We start from the raw sequence: 20,099 nt of genomic DNA on the forward strand, positions 1-20,099 counted from the left end.
ATGCTGCTCGAACTGGCCCAGTGGCTGGCCGCCGACCTGCAGATCCGCGCCTTCAATGTGTTCAACTACATCACGTTGCGGGCGGTGCTGGCGACGCTGACGGCGCTGATCATTTCCTTTCTCATCGGCCCGGCCATGATCCGCAAGCTCACTGCCTACAAGATCGGCCAGGCGGTGCGCAACGATGGTCCCCAGACCCATCTGGTCAAGGCCGGCACGCCCACCATGGGGGGCGCCCTCATCCTGGTGGCCATCCTCGTCTCCACCCTGCTGTGGGCGGATCTGTCCAACCGCTACGTGTGGATCGTGATGCTGATCACCGGCGGCTTCGGCGCCATCGGCTGGGTGGACGACTACCGCAAGGTGGTGGAGCGCAACCCCAAGGGGCTGTCGGCCCGGGCCAAGTTCTTCTGGCAGTCGGTGATCGCCCTGGCGGCGGTGTCCTACATTGCCTTCAACGTCACGCTGCCGGCCCAGACCGAGCTCATCGTGCCCTTCTTCAAGAGTGTGGCCATCCCCCTCGGCGCGACGGGCTTCATCGTGCTGGCCTACTTCGTCATCGTCGGCACCAGCAATGCCGTCAACCTCACGGACGGCCTCGACGGTCTGGCCATCATGCCCACGGTGATGGTGGCCAGCGCCCTGGCCATCTTCGCCTACGTGGCAGGCCACGCCGTGTTCTCCCGCTACCTGGGACTGCCCCACATCCCCGGCGCGGGGGAGCTTGCGGTGTTCTGCGCCGCGATGGCCGGGGCGGGGCTCGCCTTCCTGTGGTTCAACGCCTATCCCGCGGAAGTGTTCATGGGCGACGTGGGCGCACTCGCGCTGGGCGGTGCGCTGGGCGCGGTGGCGGTGATCGTGCGCCAGGAAATCGTGCTGTTCATCATGGGTGGCGTGTTCGTGATGGAAACCCTGTCGGTGATGATCCAGGTGGCCTCCTTCAAGCTCACGGGCAGGCGCGTATTCCGCATGGCGCCCCTGCACCACCACTACGAACTCAAGGGCTGGAAGGAGACCCAGGTGGTGGTGCGTTTCTGGATCATCACCATGATCCTGGTGCTGATCGGCCTGTCCACCCTGAAGCTGAGGTAGCCCCATGGAGCTGGCGGGCAAGACGGTACTGGTGCTGGGGCTGGGGGACACCGGCCTGTCCATGGCGCGCTGGCTGGCGCGCCGGGGGGTCCGGCTGCGTCTCGCCGACAGCCGGCAGGACCCGCCCCATGCCGCAACCCTCGCGGGCGAGCTGCCCCAGGTGCCCATCCACCTGGGGCCCTTCAGCGACGAGCTATTCACCCATGTGGACCTGGTTGCCATCAGTCCCGGCGTGCCCCTGGCGGAACCCCACGTGGCGCGTGCCCGGGCAGCCGGCACCCCGGTGGTGGGAGACATCGAACTGTTCGCGACCCACCGCCCGCGGGAACATACCCGACTCATCGCCATCACCGGTTCCAACGGCAAGAGTACGGTCACTGCCCTCGCGGGAGCCATGTGCCGGGGCGCCGGCCTGTCCACCGTGGTGGCCGGCAACATCGGCTTGCCCGTGCTCACCGCCCTGACCGCCATCGAGGCGGGGGAACCGGCTCCCGGGGTGTTCGTGCTGGAACTCTCCAGCTTCCAGCTGGAAACCACCTTCAGCCTCGACGCCGATGCCGCCACGGTGCTCAACCTGAGCCAGGACCATCTGGACCGCTATGCAAGCATGGCGGACTACGCTGCGGCCAAGGCCCGCATCTTCCAGGGCCATGGCGTGCAGGTGCTCAACCGCGACGACGCCATGAGCCGCGCCATGGCCCTGCCGGGCCGGCGCGTGGTGACCTTCGGCCTCGGCCCCCATGCCAGCGACTGGGGGCTTCACGAGTCGGCGGGGCAGCGCTGGCTGGCGCGGGGTTCCGAGTTGCTGATGCCCCTGGCCGAGCTGCCGCTGGCCGGCCTGCACAACGCGGCCAACGCTCTGGCGGCACTGGCCCTGTGTGAGGCCATCGGGCTGCCCGTCGCGCCGCTCCTCGACGCGCTGCGCGGTTTTCGCGGACTGCCCCATCGCGTGGAGCGGGTGGCCCAGATCGGGGAGGTGACCTTCTACGACGATTCCAAGGGCACCAACGTGGGCGCCACCGTGGCCGCACTGGAGGGTTTGGGCTGCCCGGTGGTGCTCATCGCCGGGGGCGACGGCAAGGGGCAGGACTTCACGCCGCTGGCACCGGCGGTGGCGCGCCACGCGCGCGCGGTGGTGCTGATCGGCCGCGACGCCCCCCTTCTGGCCCAGGCCCTGGCGGGCACGGGTGTGCCCCTGCTGGAGGCGCGCGACATGGAGGAGGCCGTGCGGCGCGCCCATGCCGCGGCCCGCCCGGGGGATGCGGTGCTGCTGTCGCCCGCCTGCGCCAGCTTCGACATGTTCCGAAATTACGAGCACCGCGCCCAGGTCTTCATCGACGCGGTGCGCGCGCTGGAGGAGGGCAGCCGGTCATGATGCTCTACTCCACGCCGTTCAAGGCCCAGCACGCCAAGCCCGACTACGATCGGCCCCTGCTCTGGACCGTCCTCATCCTGCTCGCCTTCGGGCTGGTGATGGTCTATTCCGCCTCCATCGCCATGGCCGGTGCCAGCCGCTACACCAATCACCAGGAAACCTACTATCTGGTGCGCCATGCCGTGTTCGTGCTGTTCGGGCTGGTGCTGGGTTTCATCGCCTTCCAGTTTCCCACGCGCGTCCTGCAGAAGCTGGCGCCCTGGCTGTTCCTGGCGGGCATCGTGCTGCTGGTGCTGGTGCTGGTGCCGGGCATCGGGCGCGAGGTGAACGGCTCGCGCCGCTGGATCTCCCTCGTCTTCATCAACCTGCAGCCCTCCGAGCTGATGAAGCTGTTCGTGGTGCTCTATGCCGCCGACTACACGGTGCGCAAGGCCAGTCACATCGAGAGCTTCACCAGGGGCTTCCTCCCCATGCTGCTGGTGATGCTGTTCATCGGCGCCCTCCTTCTGCGCGAACCCGACTTCGGTGCCTTCGCCGTGATCATCGCCATCGCCATGGGCATCCTGTTTCTCGGCGGCGTCAACGGCAGGCAGTTCGGCGCGCTGCTCGTCATGCTGGTGATCGGCTTCGTCATCGTGATCTGGAGCTCGCCCTACCGCATGCAGCGCATCATCGGCTTCATGGATCCGTGGGCGGATCCCTTCGGCAAGGGCTACCAGCTCTCCCACGCCCTGATCGCCTTCGGCCGGGGCGAATGGTTCGGGGTCGGGCTCGGCGCCAGCGTGGAAAAACTGCTCTACCTGCCGGAGGCCCACACCGACTTCCTGCTTGCCGTGGTGGCGGAGGAACTGGGCTTCGTGGGCGTGACGGTGGTGGCCGCCCTGTTTGCCTTCCTGGTGCTGCGGGCCTTCGCCATCGCCCGTCAGGCCGAGCGCCTGGAGCGCCCCTTCGCGGCCCTGGTGGCCTACGGCATCGGCCTGTGGATCGGCGTGCAGACGGTGATCAACATGGGTGTGAACGTGGGTCTGCTGCCCACCAAGGGTCTCACCCTGCCGCTGCTTTCCTTCGGCGGCTCGGGCATCGCCGCCAACTGCGCCGCGCTGGGCATCCTGCTGCGCATCGACTGGGAGTCGCGCCAGCTCATCAAGGGGTATGCCGTATGAGCGGGCCGGTGCGCACCATTCTCATCATGGCCGGCGGCACCGGCGGTCATGTCTATCCGGGGCTGGCCGTGGCCCAGGTGCTCATGGAGCGGGGCTGGCGCGCCGTGTGGCTGGGCACCCGCGCGGGACTGGAGGCACGCGTCGTCCCGGCCCAGGGCATCCCGGTCGCCTGGCTGAGCTTCGGCGGCGTGCGGGGCAAGGGGTGGCTGCGCAAGCTGTTCTTGCCGCTCGCCCTGCTCACCGCCTTCTGGCAGAGCGCGCGCGCCCTGTTCGCGCACCGGCCCGACGTGGTGCTGGGCATGGGCGGTTATGTGGCCTTTCCGGGCGGCATGATGGCGTCCCTGTTCCACCGGCCGCTGGTGATCCACGAACAGAACTCGGTGGCGGGGCTCACCAACCGGGTGCTGGCCTGCCTCGCCGACCGCGTGCTGGTGGGTTTCCCCAATGCCCTGCACGGCGAGGGGGATGCGCCCCTGCCCTGCCGCCGGGTGGACACCCTCTGGACCGGCAATCCGGTGCGCGCGGAAATCGCGGGGCTGCCCGATCCCGCCCAGCGCTACGGCGCCCGCAGCGGGCCGCTGCGCCTGCTGGTGGTGGGCGGCAGTCTGGGCGCTCAGGCCCTGAACGAGACGGTGCCGCGCGCACTGGCGCTGCTCCCCCCGGGCAGCCGTCCCCGGGTGGTGCACCAGACGGGGCGGGCCCATCTGGAGAGCGTGCGGGCGCACTACCAGGCGGCGGGCGTGGCAGCGGAGATCGTGCCCTTCATCGACGACATGGCCGCCCGTTATGGGGAAGCCGACCTGGTGGTGTGCCGGGCGGGCGCGCTCACCATCGCCGAACTGGCCGCGGCGGGGGTGGCCAGCATCCTCGTGCCCTATCCCCATGCGGTGGACGACCACCAGACCGGCAACGCCAGATTCCTGGCCGACGCCGGCGCGGCGCTGCTCCTGCCCCAGCGGGAGCTGAGCCCGGAAAGGCTGGCGCAACTCATCGGCGGACTGACACGGGAGCACCTGTCCGAAATGGCCCAGAAGGCGCGCACCCTCGCCAAACCGGACGCCGCCCGGATCGTGGCCGATGTGTGTGTGGAGGCGGCGGCATGAGCAGCAAGCAGGGGCCCCACGGCGTGGGGATGCGCGCGTGGCGAATGCCGCCGGCCGGCGACGGGGCGGGGCTGGCGCATGCACGGCGGTGGAGGAGCTGGCGGCATGAGCAGCAAGCAGGGGCCCCACGGCGTGGGGATGCGCGCGTGGCGAATGCCGCCGGCCGGCGACGGGGCGGGGCTGGCGCATGCACGGCGGTGGAGGAGCTGGCGGCATGAGCAGCAAGCAGGGGCCCCACGGCGTGGGGATGCGCGCGTGGCGAATGCCGCCGGCCGGCGACGGGGCGGGGCTGGCGCATGCACGGCGGTGGAGGAGCTGGCGGCATGAGCAGCAAGCAGGGGCCCCACGGCGTGGGGATGCGCGCGTGGCGAATGCCGCCGGCCGGCGACGGGGCGGGGCTGGCGCATGCACGGCGGTGGAGGAGCTGGCGGCATGAGCAGCAAGCAGGGGCCCCACGACGTGGGGATGCGCATGGGGCGGATGCGTCAGGGATGCCGCATTGCGCCGTTGCCCCTTGCTGCGGGCATAGGTAGGGCATGAAACACAAGGTCAAACACATCCATTTCGTGGGCATCGGCGGGGCGGGCATGAGCGGCATCGCCGAGGTGATGCTCAACCTTGGATTCCGGATCAGCGGCTCGGACCTGGCCGACAGTGCTGCGACCCGCCGGCTCGCCAGGCTGGGTGCCAGGGTGTTCCGCGGCCATGCCGCGTCCCATGTGGGCAAGGCGGACGTGGTGGTGATTTCCAGCGCAGTGCGCGAGGACAACCCGGAGGTGGTCGCCGCCCGCAGCCGCGGCATTCCCGTGGTGCCGCGCGCCCTCATGCTGGCCGAGCTGATGCGCTTCAAGCAGGGCATCGCGGTGGCCGGCACCCACGGTAAGACCACCACCACCAGCCTGGTGGCGAGCGTGCTGGCGGAAGGCGGGCTGGATCCCACCTTCGTCATTGGCGGCCGCCTGGAAGCGGCGGGCGCCCACGCCCGACTGGGCTCGGGGGAGTTTCTGGTGGCCGAGGCGGACGAGTCCGATGCCTCCTTCCTGCATCTGATGCCGGTGATCGCAGTGGTGACCAACATCGACGCCGACCACATGGAAACCTATGGCCACGACTTCGAGCGGCTGAAGCAGGCTTTCGTGGATTTCGTGCAGCGGCTGCCCTTCTGGGGGGTGGCCGTGCTGTGCCTGGACGACGCCAACGTGCGTGCCATCCTGCCACGCATCACCAAGCCCATCGTCACCTACGGCACGGTGGAGGATGCCGACCTGCGCGCCACGGCGATCCAGGCGGTGGGCGGACAGATGCACTTCGATGTGCTGCGCAGGGGGCGGCGCAGGCTGCCCATCCGTCTCAACTGTGCGGGCCGGCACAACGTGCTCAACGCCCTGGCGGCCATCGCGGTGGCCAGTGAGGTGGGCGTGCCGGACCGGGCGATCCAGAAGGGGCTGGAGGAATTCCGCGGTGTGGGACGGCGCTTCCAACGCTATGGCGAGGTTCCCCTGCCCGGCGGCGAGACCTTCACGCTGATCGACGACTACGGCCATCACCCGGTGGAAATGGCGGCCACCCTGGCCGCGGCGCGCGGCGCCTTTCCGGGCCGGCGTCTGGTGCTGGCCTTCCAGCCCCATCGCTATACGCGTACGCGCGACCTGTTCGAGGACTTCGTGCAGGTGCTCTCCACGGTGGACGTGCTGCTGCTCACCGAAGTCTATCCCGCGGGGGAGGCACCCATCGTGGCCGCCGACGGCCGCGCCCTGGCGCGGGCGGTGCGCGTGCTGGGGCGGGTGGAACCGATTTTCGTGGAGGACGTGCAGTCACTGCCGGAAGCCATCTGCAACGTGGTGCGGCCGGGCGACGTGGTGCTCACCATGGGGGCGGGCTCCATAGGCCAGGTGCCGGCCGTGGTGGCGCTGGGCTGTGGCATGCAGGGAGTGCGGGGTGAGGCGTGAGGGGCCGACTGCTCACCGACGAGCCCATGGCGCGCCATGTGAGCTGGCGTGCCGGCGGGCGCGCGGCGCGTGCCTACGTGCCGGCGGATCTCGCCGACCTGGCGGCCTTTCTGGCGGCCCTGCCGGCACAGGAACCGGTGCTGTTCGTCGGACTGGGTTCCAACCTGCTGGTGCGTGACGGCGGCTTCCGGGGAACGGTGATTCTGATGCATGGCGCACTCGGGGAAGTGAGGATGGAAGGGAATCGCATCTATGCCGAGGCCGGTGTGGCGGCGCCCAAGCTGGCGCGCTTCGCGGCGCGCCATGGCTACGAAGGCGCGGAATTTCTGGCCGGCATTCCCGGCACCGTGGGCGGCGCCCTGGCCATGAATGCCGGCTGCTACGGCGCGGAGACGTGGCAAATCGTGGACGAGGTGTTGACCATCGACCGGCACGGGACGCTGCGCCGGCGCGGTCCGGGCGATTACCAGATCGGCTATCGCCACGTGGCCCTGCGGGGGAGCCCGCCGGCGGGCGAGGAATGGTTCGCGGCGGCCTGGTTTGCCCCCACGCCGGGCGACGGCGCGGCGGCCCAGCAGCGCATCAGGGCGCTCCTTGAGAAGCGCATCGCTGCCCAGCCGCTCAGCCTGCCCAATGCCGGCTCGGTGTTCCGCAACCCGCCGGGCGATTTCGCGGCGCGCCTGATCGAGGCCTGTGGTCTTAAGGGCCGCCGCATCGGTCAGGCCCAGGTGTCGGAGAAGCACGCCAACTTCATCGTCAACCTGGGTGGCGCGACGGCGACGGACATCGAAGCCCTGATCGGACTGGTGCAGGAAACCGTGGAACGGGAAACCGGTGTGCGGCTGGAGCGTGAAGTGCGCATCGTCGGGGAGAAGGCATGAAAGGCGGCGGCATGGGTCGGAGAGCGGTGCGCGGCGCGCTGGCCGGGAAATTTGCCTGCCCGGTCGGGCGCAGCCGGCGCTGCAAAGGAGGCCTGAAATGACGGCAGACCAATTCGGAAAAGTCGCGGTGCTGTTCGGCGGAAGTTCGGCCGAGCGCGAAGTGTCCCTCAAGAGTGGCAGCGCGGTGCTTGCCGCCCTCAGGGCGCGCGGGGTGGACGCCCATGCCTTCGATCCCGCCGAGCGCCGCCTGGACGAACTCGCGGGTTTCGACCGCGCCTTCATCGCCCTGCACGGACGCCACGGCGAGGATGGCACCATCCAGGGTGTGCTGGAGTTGATGGGCATTCCCTACACCGGCAGCGGCGTGCTCGCCTCGGCGCTGGCCATGGACAAATGGCGCACCAAGATGATCTGGCAGGCGGCGGGCATTCCCACCCCCCGCTACGCCCTGCTCGAGGCGCACAGCGATTTCGATGCGGTGGTGCGCGAGCTGGGCCTGCCCCTCATGGTCAAGCCCGCGTCCGAAGGCTCTTCCATCGGTATGAGCAAGGTGACGCGTGCCGAGGAGCTGCGTCCCGCCTGGGAACTCGCCGCGCGCCACGACCGGCTGGTGATCGCGGAGGCCTTCGTCTCCGGCGCGGAATACACCGCGGGCATCCTGGGCGAGCGGGCCCTGCCCCTGATCCGGCTGGAAACGCCCCATACCTTCTACGACTACGAGGCGAAATACCTCGCCAACGACACCCGTTACATCCTGCCCTGCGGTCTGCCGCCGGAGCGGGAGCAGGCCCTCCAGGCGCTGGCACTGCGTGCCTTCCGCATCCTCGGCTGCCGGGGCTGGGGACGCGCCGACTTCATCGTGGACGCCGGCGGCACGCCCTATTTCCTGGAAATGAATACTGCACCCGGCATGACCGATCACAGCCTGGTGCCCATGGCGGCGCGCCAGGCGGGACTGTCCTTCGAGGATCTGGTCCTGCGCATTCTGGAACTGGCCCGGCTGGAGACCGACGATGTGGCGTAGGCGCGCAGACAAGGGCGATCTGGTGCGCCGGCCCATGGCCGCGCCCGGATCCAATGTCCTCGTGCTGTCCCTGTGGGACCGGGCCCAGCTCATGCTGTGGCTGGCCAATCTGCTCTATGCCCTGGCGGCCATCCTGCTCGTGTACGCCCTGCTGTTCCTGGTGATCCACCTGCCCGTGTTTCCCCTGCGCCATGTGGAGGTGAAGGGCGATCTGCGCCACATCACCTACGAACAGGTGAGTTACATCGTCACGCGCGAGTTCCGGGGCAATTTCTTCACCCTCGATCTCGCGCGCGTCACCCAGGCCTTCGAGAAGCTGCCCTGGGTGCGCCACGCCAGCCTGCGCCGGCAGTGGCCGGACCGCCTGGAAGTGACGCTGGAGGAACACGTGGCCCTGGCCCGCTGGGCTGCGGGGGGACTCGTGAACACGCAGGGCGAAGTGTTCCAGGCCGCCTCCGACGAGCCGCTGCCGGTGTTCGCGGGCCCGGAGGGCTCAGCCCGGGAAATGGCACAGCAGTACGAAGTGTTCCGCGCCACCCTGGCCCCGGCGGGACTGAAACCCGTGGCGGTGAGCCTCAATGCACGCCGCGCCTGGGAACTGAAACTGGACAACGGGCTGGTGGTGGCACTGGGGCGGGACCAGGTCACGGCACGGCTGGCACGCTTCGCGCGCCATTACGCCGCCACGGTGGGGCGCCTGCCCCGGGCGGTGGCCTACGTGGACCTGCGTTATCCCAACGGCTTCGCGGTGCGCCTGGGCGCCCCGGCCGGCAAGGTTTGAGCGGCACACAACGAGTTACGGAGAAGGCACAGGGATGGCCAAGGGGAAGGAACAGAAAAACCTGATCGTGGGATTGGACATCGGCACCTCCAAGGTGGTGGCGCTGGTGGCGGAAGTGCTGCCGGAGGGCCGGCTGGAAGTGGTGGGGCTGGGCGAAGCCCCCTCGCGCGGGCTCAAGAAAGGCGTGGTGGTGAACATCGATTCCACCGTGAATTCCATCCAGCGCGCCCTGGAGGATGCGGAGCTGATGGCGGACTGCAAGATCCGCGAGGTCTATACCGGCATCGCCGGCAGTCACATCAAGAGCCTCAATTCCCACGGGATGGTGGCCATCAAGGACAAGGAGGTGACCCAGGCCGACGTGGACCGGGTGATCGAAACCGCGCGCGCGGTGAACATCCCCATGGACCAGCAGATCCTGCACATCCTCACCCAGGAATTCATCATCGACGGCCAGGAGGGCGTGCGCGAGCCCCTGGGCATGAGTGGCGTACGCCTGGAGGCCAAGGTTCACATCGTCACCGGCGCGGTGTCCGCCGCGCAGAACATCATCAAGTGCGTCAAGCGCACCGGCCTCGAGGTGCGCGATCTCATCCTGCAGCCGCTGGCATCGAGCATGGCGGTGCTGTCCGAGGACGAAAAGGAACTGGGCGTGTGCCTGCTGGACATTGGCGGCGGCACCAGCGACATCGCCGTGTTCACCCACGGTGCCATCCAGCATACGGCGGTGATTCCCATTGCCGGCGACCAGATCACCAACGACATCGCCATGGCCCTGCGCACCCCCACCAAGGAGGCCGAGGACCTCAAGCGCGCCCATGGCTGCGCCCTGCGCCAGCTGGCCAGCCCCACCGAGATGGTGGACGTGCCCAGCGTGGGCGAGCGCGGCGCGCGCCAGCTGTCGCGCCAGACCCTGGCCGAGGTGATCGAGCCGCGCGTGGAGGAACTCTATTCCCTGGTGCAGGCGGAGCTCCGGCGCAGCGGCTTCGAGGACCTGATTTCCTCGGGCATCGTGCTCACCGGCGGCTCCAGCCTGATGCAGGGCATGGTGGAGCTGGGCGAGGAAGTGTTCCACATGCCGGTGCGTCTGGGTACACCCCAGTACGTGGGAGGCCTGCAGGAAGTGGTGCGCAATCCGCGCTACGCCACCGGGGTGGGCCTGCTGCTGGCCGGACTGGAGCAATACCAGCGGCACCAGCTCGCGCGCCTGCAGAGCTCGTCGCTGCAGCAGATTTTCGAACGCATGAAGGCCTGGTTCCAGGGCTTCTGAAGAAAGGGAAGGGGATGGCCATGAAGAAACGCTGTCGGCCGCCGTGAGGGCGGGGTGATTCGGGTTCCAGTGTCTTGTCCAGGCTAACGTTTGAGGAGGTGAGCATGTTTGAAATTATCGATAGTCAATCCCAGGATGCGGTCATCAAAGTCATCGGCGTGGGCGGTTGCGGCGGCAACGCCGTGGACCACATGATCGAAAGCGGTCTGTCCGGCGTGGAATTCATCGCCGCCAACACCGACGCCCAGGCTCTGGCCAAGAGCCGCGCGACTTCCAAGCTGCAGATCGGCGCCTCCATCACCAAGGGACTCGGGGCGGGCGCCAACCCCGAGATCGGCCGCGAGGCGGCGCTGGAGGATCGGGAAGCCATCGCCGAGGCCATCGACGGCGCGGACATGCTGTTCATCACCGCGGGCATGGGCGGCGGCACCGGCACCGGCGCGGCGCCGGTGGTGGCGGAAGTGGCCAAGGAGCTGGGCATCCTCACCGTGGCGGTGGTGACCAAGCCCTTCATGTTCGAGGGCCGGCGTCTGAAGATCGCCCAGCAGGGCATCGAAGCCCTGTCCCACAACGTGGACTCGCTCATCATCATTCCCAACGAGAAGCTCATGCAGGTGCTGGGCGACGACGTCTCGGTGCTGGATGCCTTCCGCTCCGCCAATGACGTGCTGCACGGCGCGGTGGCCGGCATCGCCGAAGTGATCAGCTCGCCCGGCCTGGTCAACGTGGACTTCGCCGACGTGCGCACGGTGATGAGCGAAATGGGCATGGCCATGATGGGTTCGGCGCGGGCCCAGGGCGCCCAGCGCGCGCGGCTGGCCGCCGAGCAGGCGGTGAAGAGCCCGCTTCTGGAGGACGTCAACCTGCACGGCGCCCGCGGCGTTCTGGTCAACATCACCGCCAACCAGTCGCTGAAGATGAAGGAGATCCACGAGGTGATGAACACCATCCGGGAGTTCACCGCGGAGGACGCGACGGTCATCTTCGGCGCGGTGTTCGACGAGAACATGGCGGACGATCTGCGCGTAACCGTGGTTGCCACCGGCCTGGGCATGCCCTCGGTGGCCAAGCAGCCCAAGCCCCAGATCCAGGTGGTGCGCACCGGCACCGACCCGGTACCTGCGGCCATGGCGGCGGATGCGGTGGACTACGGCGCGCTGGATCAGCCCGCGGTGCTGCGCCGGCGCCGGGACGCCACCGTGGAGGCCATGAAGGCGAGCGGCGTGGATCTGCTCGACATCCCGGCCTTTCTGCGCAAGCAGGCGGACTGAACGCCGCCAAGGCGTCATGGCACCGCCCCGGCGGACTGCGCCGGGGCGGCCATGCTAGAATTCGACGTTTTTATGGCCCTGCGCCACGGAAGGCGGCCGTGCTCAAGCAACGTACTCTCAAGACCCTCATCCGCGCCACCGGCGTCGGTTTGCATACCGGCCGCAAGGTGCAGATGACCCTGCGTCCCGCGCCGGCGGACACCGGCATCGTGTTCCGGCGTGTGGACCTGCCGGCGGCACCGGCGATCAAGGCCGATCCCTTTCTGGTGAGCGACACCCGCCTGTGTTCCGCGCTGGAGGCCCAGGGCGCCAAGGTGATGACCGTGGAGCATCTCATGGCCGCCTTTGCCGGGCTGGGCATCGACAACGTCTATGTGGAACTGGATGCCGCGGAAGTGCCCATCATGGACGGTTCCGCCGGCCCCTTCGTGTTCCTCATCCAGTCCGCCGGCATCGAAGAGCAGCCTGCCCCCAAGACCTTCATCCGGGTGCTGAAGACGGTGGAGGTCCGGGACGGGGACAAATGGGTGCGGCTCGCGCCCTACAACGGCTTTCGCGTCACCCTGAGCGTCGATTTCGCCCACCCCGTGTTCGAGGAGGGACGGCAGGTCACGGTGGATTTCGCGGACACGTCCTTCGTGCGCGAGGTCGCCCGGGCGCGCACCTTCGGCTTCATGCACGAGGTGGAGGCCCTGCGCAGCAGCGGCCTGGCCCTGGGCGGCAGCCTGGACAACGCCGTGGTGATGGACGAGTTCCGGGTGCTCAACGCGGAGGGCCTGCGCTACGACGACGAGCTGGTGAAACACAAGGCGCTGGACGCCATCGGCGATCTCTACCTGCTGGGACACCCCCTGATCGGCGCCTTCACCGGCCACAAGTCCGGCCACGCCCTGAACAACCGGCTCTGCCGGGCGCTCGCGGCCGACCGCAGCGCCTGGGAATACGTGCGCTTCGCGCGCGGGGAAGAGGCGCCGGCCGCCTTCCAGCGCCTCGCTGCCCAGCCGGCCTGAGGGCCGGCAGGCCCGGTGTTCCTCCTGCGTCTCTATCTCATCCTTGCCGGCCTGGCCCTGGCCGGCGCCCTGCTGCTCGGCCTGGTCATGCGCGACGCGCGCTGGTTCCGCTTCGCCTGGCAGCTCTTCAAGTTCTCCCTGGTGCTACTGGTGGTCATCCTCGGCCTGATGACCCTGGGCCGGCTGATCCTGCGCTAGCGCCTGACGCTGGTGGCGCAGCAGGTTGGTGAGTGCCTGCTTGAGTGGAGACGGCGCCAGTTGGCGTTCCAGCGCTTCGATTTCGGCGAGCCCTGCGGGCGGGATGCGGGGGGGCGGCCTCTTTCTGCGTGTCCGGCCTGACGGCATGGTCACTTGCACTTCCACCCGGATTGCAGTAAGGTCATGCCCCCGCTGACGAAAACTCGACAACAGGCGGGGCAGCTGCGGCCTCAGTTTCGCGGCGGCTGCGCCGTTATCGGCATACAGGGTCAGGACGCCATCCTTTACCGGGCCGACCCTTGAAAAACGCGCCAGCCCCGGCGGCGCGATCGCTTCCCAAACCTGCTGGAGGGTCATGAGCCGCCTCGCCTCGCGCGTGAGGCGGCCAAGACCGGATGTCGGCTCGCTCAAAAAGCCGGAGAGCTTTCGGGCCGTCATCTGTTCAGGTCCAGCGCCGTGGCACGCCCGTTGGGGCAGCCCGGCCCGCATGGAGGATGCGCTCATGAACATCATCATCGTGTCCGACCGGCTGACGCGCAGCCGCACCATCTGCCTCGGACGCTGCGGCACGGGGCTGCTTCTGGCAGGGATGCTGGGGAGCATCATCCTGCTCTCCAGCCTGATCGCCTGGCTCATGCTGTTTCACCTGGACGATGTGCCCGTTCCCTTCGTGCAGAAGCTGATTCTCTCCGCCCAGCAGACCGAGGCGGAAAGGAACCGGCTCCATCTGCAGCAAAGCCTCAACGCCATGGCGATCAAGGTGGGCGAGATGCAGGCCCAGATGCTGCGTCTGGACGCTTTGGGTGAGCGGCTCGCGCGCCTGGCCGGGCTGCGCCGGGAAGAATTCCAGTTCGACCGCAAGCCCGGTCAGGGCGGCAATCCTTCCAGTTTGCCCGGGCAGGCGGTCTCCCTGGACGAGTTTGCCGCTGAGCTCGACAAGCTCTCCCGCCAGCTGGACGACCGGGCGGAACGGCTGGCCGTGATGGAGTCCCTGCTGAGCCGCGAACGGGTGCGTCAGAGTGCGCTGCCCAGCGCGCCGCCGGTGCCCGGCGGTTTCTTTACCTCCAACTTCGGCTGGCGCATCGATCCCTTCACCGGTCTGCGCGCCATGCACGAGGGGGTGGACTTCATGGCGCCGGTGGGGGCCCCGATCCTGGCCGCGGCCGGGGGCGTGGTCGTGTATTCGGATTACCATCCCGGCTATGGTAATATGATCGAGATCGACCACGGCAACGGGCTCGTCAGCCGGTACGCCCACGCTTCGAAGCGTCTGGTCAGGGAAGGCGACGTGGTGTTGCGCGGTCAGAAGATCGGCGAGGTCGGCAACACCGGCCGTTCCACCGGACCCCATCTCCACTTTGAAGTCCTCAATCGCGGCGTTCCGCAGAACCCGACCCGTTATCTGCAGCCGGCAGGCTGAGTCCATCCCCCTGCAGGCGATGTCCGCCGAGGTGCAGCCGGAGTCCGGCTGCACCTCGTTTCACGTTCAGGCACGAGAAATCACACCATGATCGCTGGTTTGCTGAAAAAAATCTTCGGCAGTCGCAATGAGCGGCTGATCCGGCAATACACCCAGGTGGTGCGCGTCATCAACGACCTCGAGCCGAAAATGCAGGCCCTGTCCGACCAGGAGCTGGCGGGCAAGACCGCGGAATTCAAGCAGCGCGTGGCCAATGGCGAATCCCTGGACAGCCTGCTGCCGGAAGCCTTCGCCGTGGTGCGCGAGGCCGGGCGGCGCGTGCTCAACATGCGCCACTTCGACGTGCAGCTCATCGGCGGCATGGTGCTGCACCAAAACAAGATCGCCGAAATGCGCACCGGCGAGGGCAAAACCCTGGTCGCCACTCTGCCGGCCTATCTCAATGCCCTCACCGGCAAGGGCGTGCACATCGTGACCGTCAACGACTACCTGGCCCAGCGCGATGCGGAGTGGATGGGACGCATCCACCGCTTCCTGGGCCTGTCCGTCGGCGTCAATCTTTCCCAGATGGATCACGCGGCGAAGCAGGCCGCCTACGCCGCCGACATCACCTACGGCACCAACAACGAGTTCGGCTTCGACTACCTGCGCGACAACATGGTTTACAGCCCCGGCGACCGGGTGCAGCGGGGGCTTCATTACGCCATCGTGGACGAGGTGGACTCCATCCTGATCGACGAGGCCCGCACGCCGCTCATCATTTCCGGCCAGGCCGATGACAACACGGAACTCTACGTGCGCGTCAATGCCCTGGTGCCCAAACTGGTGAAGCAGGAAGAGGAAAACGGCCCCGGCGATTACAGCGTCGATCTCAAGGCGCATCAGGTGATCCTCACCGAGGCGGGGCACGAGAAGGCCGAGCGTCTGCTCACCGAGGCGGGGCTCCTGCCACCCGGGACCAGTCTCTACGAGCCCGCCAACATCGCCCTGATGCACCACCTCTACGCGGCCCTGCGGGCCCATGCTTTGTATCACCGCGACCAGCACTACGTGGTGCAGAACAACGAAGTCATCATCGTCGACGAGTTCACGGGCCGGCTCATGCCGGGACGGCGCTGGTCCGACGGCCTGCACCAGGCGGTGGAAGCCAAGGAAGGGGTTCCCATCCAGAAGGAAAACCAGACCCTGGCCTCCATCACATTCCAGAACTACTTCCGCATGTACGAGAAGCTGGCGGGCATGACCGGCACCGCGGATACCGAGGCGTACGAGTTCCAGCAAATCTATGGCCTGGAAACGGTGGTGATCCCCACCCACCGGCCCATGATCCGCAAGGATTACCTGGATCTCGTCTATCGCACGGCGGCTGAGAAATACCGTGCGGTGATCGCCGACATCCGCGACTGTCACACCCGTGGTCAGCCGGTGCTGGTGGGTACCACCTCCATCGAGGTCAACGAGTATCTGTCGGGGCTGCTCAAGAAGGAGAAGCTGCCGCACCAGGTGCTCAACGCCAAGCATCACGCGCGCGAGGCCCAGATCGTGGCCCAGGCGGGCAAGCCCGGCATGATCACCATCGCCACCAACATGGCGGGTCGCGGCACCGACATCGTGCTGGGCGGCAATCCCCAGCCGGAAATCGACGCGGTCCTCAGCGACGACACCCTCACCGAGGCCCAGAAGGAAGAGCGCATCAACGCCATCCGCGCGGAATGGCAGAAGCAGCACGACTTCGTGATCGAGCAGGGCGGGCTGCACATCATCGGCACCGAGCGTCACGAGTCGCGCCGGGTGGACAACCAGCTGCGCGGCCGGGCCGGGCGCCAGGGCGACCCGGGCTCCAGCCGCTTCTACCTCTCCCTGGAAGATCCCCTGCTCAAGATCTTCGCTTCCGACCGCGTGGCCGCCATCATGCAGCGGCTCAACATGCCGGAGGGTGAGGCCATCGAGCATCCCTGGGTGACGCGCGCCATCGAGAACGCCCAGCGCAAGGTGGAGGCCCGCAACTTCGACATCCGCAAGCAGCTGCTGGAGTACGACGACGTCGCCAACGACCAGCGCAAGGTCATTTACGAACAGCGCAACGCCCTGCTCGAGGCGGAGGACATTTCGGACACCATCCGCGCCATGCGCGAAGACGTGATCCGGAGCATCTTCTACCAGCACCTGCCGCCGGAGAGCGTGGAGGAACAGTGGGACGTGGCCGGCCTGGAAAAGGTACTCAAGGCCGAGTTCACCCTGGAGGTGCCCGCGCGCCGCTGGCTCGAGGAGGACAGCAGGCTCGATGCGGAGGGTTTGCTCGCGCGCATCCTGGAAACTGCCCATGCCCATTACCAGGCCAAGGTCGATGCGGTGGGCCGCGAGGCCATGCACCATTTCGAGCGCGGCATCATGCTGCAGAGTCTGGATACCCACTGGCGCGAGCACCTCGCGGCCCTGGATCACCTGCGCCAAGGCATCCATCTCCGTTCCTATGCCCAGAAACAGCCCAAGCAGGAATACAAGCGCGAGGCCTTCGAGCTGTTCTCCTACATGCTGGACACCATCAAGCACGAAGTCACCCGCATCACCCTCTCCGTGCAGATCCGCAGCGCCGAGGAAGTCCAGGTGGTGGACAGCCACGCCGCCCCCGCGAATGTCCAGTACCACCATGCCGACTACGACGAGGTGCTGGGGCAGGGCGCCCAGCCCGCGGCGGCCGCCCCGGCCCCCTTCGTGCGGGCCGGCGAAAAGATCGGCCGCAACGACCCCTGCCCCTGCGGCTCGGGCAAGAAATACAAGCACTGCCACGGCAGACTGACCTGAAGCGCGGCGCGCCGGCCGGGACAGCGCCCGCGCTTCGCGCCAGGGGCTTGACAGTCCTGTCGCGGCTGAAGCCGCTCCCACACAGGCGGCGCCGCGGTGGGAGGCGCTTCAGCGGCGACCGCGGGCGCTGATGGGCATGACGCAGCTCAAGCTGTTCCCGCCTGAATCCCTCCCCCTCGATGGGGGAGGGCTGGGGTGGGCGGGAGCGGCTTCAGCCGCGATTCGGGCCGGGCAATATTCGAGCGAATTTGTCAACATTGCCCGATGCCGCCGCACCGCATACAATCTCGCCCTCCCAATCATCAACGCAAGCAGGAGAGTCTCAAGATGGAACACCAACTTCCTCCGCTTCCCTACGCCAAGGATGCCCTCGCGCCCCACATGAGCGCGGAAACCTTCGAATATCACTATGGCAAGCACCACCAGGCCTATGTGACCAACCTCAACAACCTGATCAAGGGCACGGAGTTCGAGAACAAGAGCCTCGAGGACATCATCCGCACCGCGCCCGCCGGCGGCATCTTCAACAACGCCGCCCAGGTATGGAACCACACCTTCTTCTGGAACAGCATGAAGCCCAACGGCGGCGGCAAGCCCGGCGGCGCACTGCTCCAGGCCATCGAGAAGAAGTGGGGGTCCTTCGATGAATTCAAGAAGGCCTTCCAGGCAAGCGCCGTGGGCAATTTCGGCTCCGGCTGGACCTGGCTCGTGAAGAAGCCGGACGGCTCGGTGGACATCGTCAACACCAGCAACGCCGGCACACCCCTCACCACGGCGGACAAACCCCTGCTCACCGTGGACGTGTGGGAACACGCCTACTACATCGACTATCGCAACGCCCGGCCCAAGTTCGTGGAAACCTTCCTCGAGCACCTGGCCAACTGGTCCTTCGCCGAGGCCAACTTCGCCGCCTGATGTGCGGCCGCAGGGCGGCGAGGGCGGCCCCCGGAAGCCTGCACCGGCAACCGGCGCTGTCGGGCAGATCGCGGCTGAAGCCGCTCCCACTGACCCCCTCCCTTTGAGGGGGGGCTGGGTGGGGCTGTCGGAGGCGTTTGCGCGGCCTGTCGCGGCTGAAGCCGCTCCCACAGACATGGACTTCCGCCAGCGGTCTCCTTCCCCCTCGAGGGGGGAGGCCTGGGGTGGGGGTGAGTATCCTGGGGACCATGCCCGCCTCCCCCAGGCGGCCTAATTTGTTGCATTTTTGCAACAGCCGGATGAAAACCCTGGTCAATTTCTACCAGAAAGCTTTGCCACGCCCGAACCCTTGTGTATGATCGGCCCAGCGACGCAAGGCGTTGTTCGCAGTATCCAATTGATCAACAACCGCTCCCAAGGAGGAAAACAAATGAAGCTTCGTGCTCTCGCAGGCGCGCTGGTGCTGGCCGGCGTGATGGCGCCCGCCTTCGCCACCAACGGTTACTTCTCCCATGGCTACGGCATCAAGTCCAAGGGCATGGCCGGCGTGGGCTACGCGCTGGGCCAGGACGCCCTCGCCGCCGCCACCAACCCCGCCAACATGGTGCTGGTGGGCAGCCGCTGGGATGTGGGCCTCGACTACTTCCGTCCCCAGCGGGAAAGCACGCTTAGCGGGTTTCCCCTCGGTAACGGTACCTATGATGCCAACGACACCGAGAACTTTTTCATCCCCGAGTTTGGCTACAACCAGATGATCTCCAACAACATGTCCCTGGGGGTGTCGGTGTACGGCAATGGGGGCATGAATACGGACTACGGCAAGCTTAACTCGGGTACAGCTGGATTGGGGTGCAATGGGATGTGCCCGCCTAATGGAATTTTTGGCACCGGCAATGCTGGGGTGGACCTCATGCAGCTGTTCATTTCCCCCACCCTGTCCATGAAGTTGAACGAGAACCACGCGGTGGGCGTGAGTCTCAAGATTGCCTACCAGCGCTTCAAGGCTTATGGCCTGCAAAATTTTGCTTTCCCGGCGCCAATGAACGCCTCCTCGTCTCCGGACAACGTAACGAACAAGGGGTACGATGATTCCTGGGGTTACGGCATCGGCCTGGGCTGGACGGGGCAGCTGACCCCCACCTTCAGCGTGGGTGTGGCCTACCAGTCCCGCACCTGGATGCAGAAATTCGACAAGTACAAGGGCCTGTTCGCCGAGCAGGGGGATTTCGACATTCCCGAGAACTACGGCATCGGCTTTGCCTGGAAGGCCACGCCCCAGCTTACAATCGCGGGTGACGTCCAGCGCATCAACTATGGCGGTATTAAAGCCATCGCCAACAAGATGGATTGCGCCATGACGATGACCTGTTTGCTCGGCAGCGATAATGGTGCGGGCTTCGGTTGGGAGGACATCACGGTGTACAAGCTGGGCGCGTCCTATGACGTCAACAAGAACCTGACCCTGCGCGCGGGCTACAGCACCACCGACGAACCCTACGCGTCCAGCCAAACCTTCTTCAACGTCCTTGCTCCTGGCGTGGTCACGGATCACCTGACCCTCGGGGCCACCTACCGGCTGGCCAATGGCGGCGAGCTTTCCTTCGCCTACATGCATGCCTTCAAGAATACCGTCACCGGGACCGGTTTCAGCGCAGGTGTCAGCAACCGCATGTACGAGGACAGCTTCGGCGTGGCCTACGGGATGAAGTTCTGACGCCCGCCGGCGCCGGTTCACGAAAGCTGAAAGTTGCCCAGACTTTCAGCTTTTTTTTGGCCGGGGCCGGTCGTTTCGGACCAGAAACGGCCGGTCCCTTCCACACGAAGCCGCCTGCAGGCGGCCTG

General features: G+C 67.2%; 17 protein-coding genes. 16 read left to right on the plus strand and 1 reads right to left on the minus strand.

Going from position 1 to position 20,099, the window contains the following annotated elements:
* From mraY to ACZ42P_RS11135, 12 genes are all read left to right on the plus strand, one after another.
* Positions 1 to 1,092: a phospho-N-acetylmuramoyl-pentapeptide-transferase gene (gene mraY / locus ACZ42P_RS11080; RefSeq protein ID WP_464897597.1), complete on the plus strand. Its 1,092-nt coding sequence runs from the start codon at positions 1 to 3 to the stop codon at positions 1,090 to 1,092.
* A gap of 4 nt (positions 1,093 to 1,096) precedes the next feature.
* Positions 1,097 to 2,467 (plus strand): UDP-N-acetylmuramoyl-L-alanine--D-glutamate ligase, encoded by a 1,371-nt coding sequence (gene murD / locus ACZ42P_RS11085; protein ID WP_464897598.1) that lies wholly within the window; start codon positions 1,097 to 1,099, stop codon positions 2,465 to 2,467.
* Entirely contained in the window at positions 2,464 to 3,630 is a 1,167-nt protein-coding gene (ftsW, locus tag ACZ42P_RS11090; RefSeq protein ID WP_464897599.1) for a putative lipid II flippase FtsW, read from the plus strand. The genes murD and ftsW overlap by 4 nt, the downstream gene beginning before the upstream one ends.
* Entirely contained in the window at positions 3,627 to 4,733 is a 1,107-nt protein-coding gene (gene murG / locus ACZ42P_RS11095; protein ID WP_464897600.1) for an undecaprenyldiphospho-muramoylpentapeptide beta-N-acetylglucosaminyltransferase, read from the plus strand. Before ftsW ends, murG begins: the two co-directional genes overlap by 4 nt.
* Before the next feature lie 536 nt (positions 4,734 to 5,269).
* Positions 5,270 to 6,682, plus strand: a complete 1,413-nt coding sequence (gene murC / locus ACZ42P_RS11100) for a UDP-N-acetylmuramate--L-alanine ligase (RefSeq protein WP_464897601.1) — start codon at positions 5,270 to 5,272, stop codon at positions 6,680 to 6,682.
* Positions 6,679 to 7,563 (plus strand): UDP-N-acetylmuramate dehydrogenase, encoded by an 885-nt coding sequence (gene murB / locus ACZ42P_RS11105; RefSeq protein ID WP_464897602.1) that lies wholly within the window; start codon positions 6,679 to 6,681, stop codon positions 7,561 to 7,563. The genes murC and murB overlap by 4 nt, the downstream gene beginning before the upstream one ends.
* Positions 7,564 to 7,660: 97 nt before the next feature.
* Positions 7,661 to 8,587 (plus strand): D-alanine--D-alanine ligase, encoded by a 927-nt coding sequence (locus ACZ42P_RS11110; RefSeq protein ID WP_464897603.1) that lies wholly within the window; start codon positions 7,661 to 7,663, stop codon positions 8,585 to 8,587.
* Positions 8,577 to 9,368, plus strand: a complete 792-nt coding sequence (locus tag ACZ42P_RS11115; protein ID WP_464897604.1) for a cell division protein FtsQ/DivIB — start codon at positions 8,577 to 8,579, stop codon at positions 9,366 to 9,368. The genes ACZ42P_RS11110 and ACZ42P_RS11115 overlap by 11 nt, the downstream gene beginning before the upstream one ends.
* A gap of 34 nt (positions 9,369 to 9,402) precedes the next feature.
* Positions 9,403 to 10,638, plus strand: coding sequence for a cell division protein FtsA (gene ftsA / locus ACZ42P_RS11120; protein ID WP_464897605.1), 1,236 nt, complete (start codon positions 9,403 to 9,405; stop codon positions 10,636 to 10,638).
* Positions 10,639 to 10,742: 104 nt separating this feature from the next.
* Positions 10,743 to 11,909, plus strand: a complete 1,167-nt coding sequence (ftsZ, locus tag ACZ42P_RS11125) for a cell division protein FtsZ (RefSeq protein ID WP_464897606.1) — start codon at positions 10,743 to 10,745, stop codon at positions 11,907 to 11,909.
* A 98-nt stretch (positions 11,910 to 12,007) separates the two neighbouring features.
* Complete coding sequence (lpxC, locus tag ACZ42P_RS11130) at positions 12,008 to 12,919, plus strand: UDP-3-O-acyl-N-acetylglucosamine deacetylase (RefSeq protein ID WP_464897607.1); 912 nt, start codon at positions 12,008 to 12,010, stop codon at positions 12,917 to 12,919.
* Between the two features lie 15 nt (positions 12,920 to 12,934).
* Positions 12,935 to 13,117, plus strand: coding sequence for a hypothetical protein (locus tag ACZ42P_RS11135; protein ID WP_464897608.1), 183 nt, complete (start codon positions 12,935 to 12,937; stop codon positions 13,115 to 13,117).
* Here the strand turns inward: ACZ42P_RS11135 and ACZ42P_RS11140 are convergent.
* The gene (locus ACZ42P_RS11140; RefSeq protein WP_464897609.1) at positions 13,064 to 13,633 is read right to left on the minus strand and encodes a DciA family protein; all 570 of its coding nucleotides are present in this window, start codon (positions 13,631 to 13,633) and stop codon (positions 13,064 to 13,066) included. The two genes, ACZ42P_RS11135 and ACZ42P_RS11140, sit on opposite strands and share 54 nt — an antisense overlap.
* Between ACZ42P_RS11140 and ACZ42P_RS11145 the strand changes: the two genes are divergently transcribed.
* The 4 genes from ACZ42P_RS11145 (at position 13,620) to ACZ42P_RS11160 (ending at position 19,971) form a co-directional block, all read left to right on the plus strand.
* Positions 13,620 to 14,537, plus strand: coding sequence for a M23 family metallopeptidase (locus ACZ42P_RS11145; protein WP_464897610.1), 918 nt, complete (start codon positions 13,620 to 13,622; stop codon positions 14,535 to 14,537). The two genes, ACZ42P_RS11140 and ACZ42P_RS11145, sit on opposite strands and share 14 nt — an antisense overlap.
* A gap of 87 nt (positions 14,538 to 14,624) precedes the next feature.
* A complete protein-coding gene (gene secA / locus ACZ42P_RS11150; RefSeq protein ID WP_464897611.1) occupies positions 14,625 to 17,342 on the plus strand; it encodes a preprotein translocase subunit SecA in 2,718 nt (905 codons plus the stop codon).
* A 327-nt stretch (positions 17,343 to 17,669) separates the two neighbouring features.
* Entirely contained in the window at positions 17,670 to 18,257 is a 588-nt protein-coding gene (locus ACZ42P_RS11155; RefSeq protein WP_464897612.1) for a superoxide dismutase, read from the plus strand.
* Between the two features lie 430 nt (positions 18,258 to 18,687).
* Complete coding sequence (locus ACZ42P_RS11160) at positions 18,688 to 19,971, plus strand: OmpP1/FadL family transporter (RefSeq protein WP_464897613.1); 1,284 nt, start codon at positions 18,688 to 18,690, stop codon at positions 19,969 to 19,971.
* Positions 19,972 to 20,099 lie beyond the last annotated feature (128 nt).

The organism is Thiobacter subterraneus (assembly GCF_055379455.1).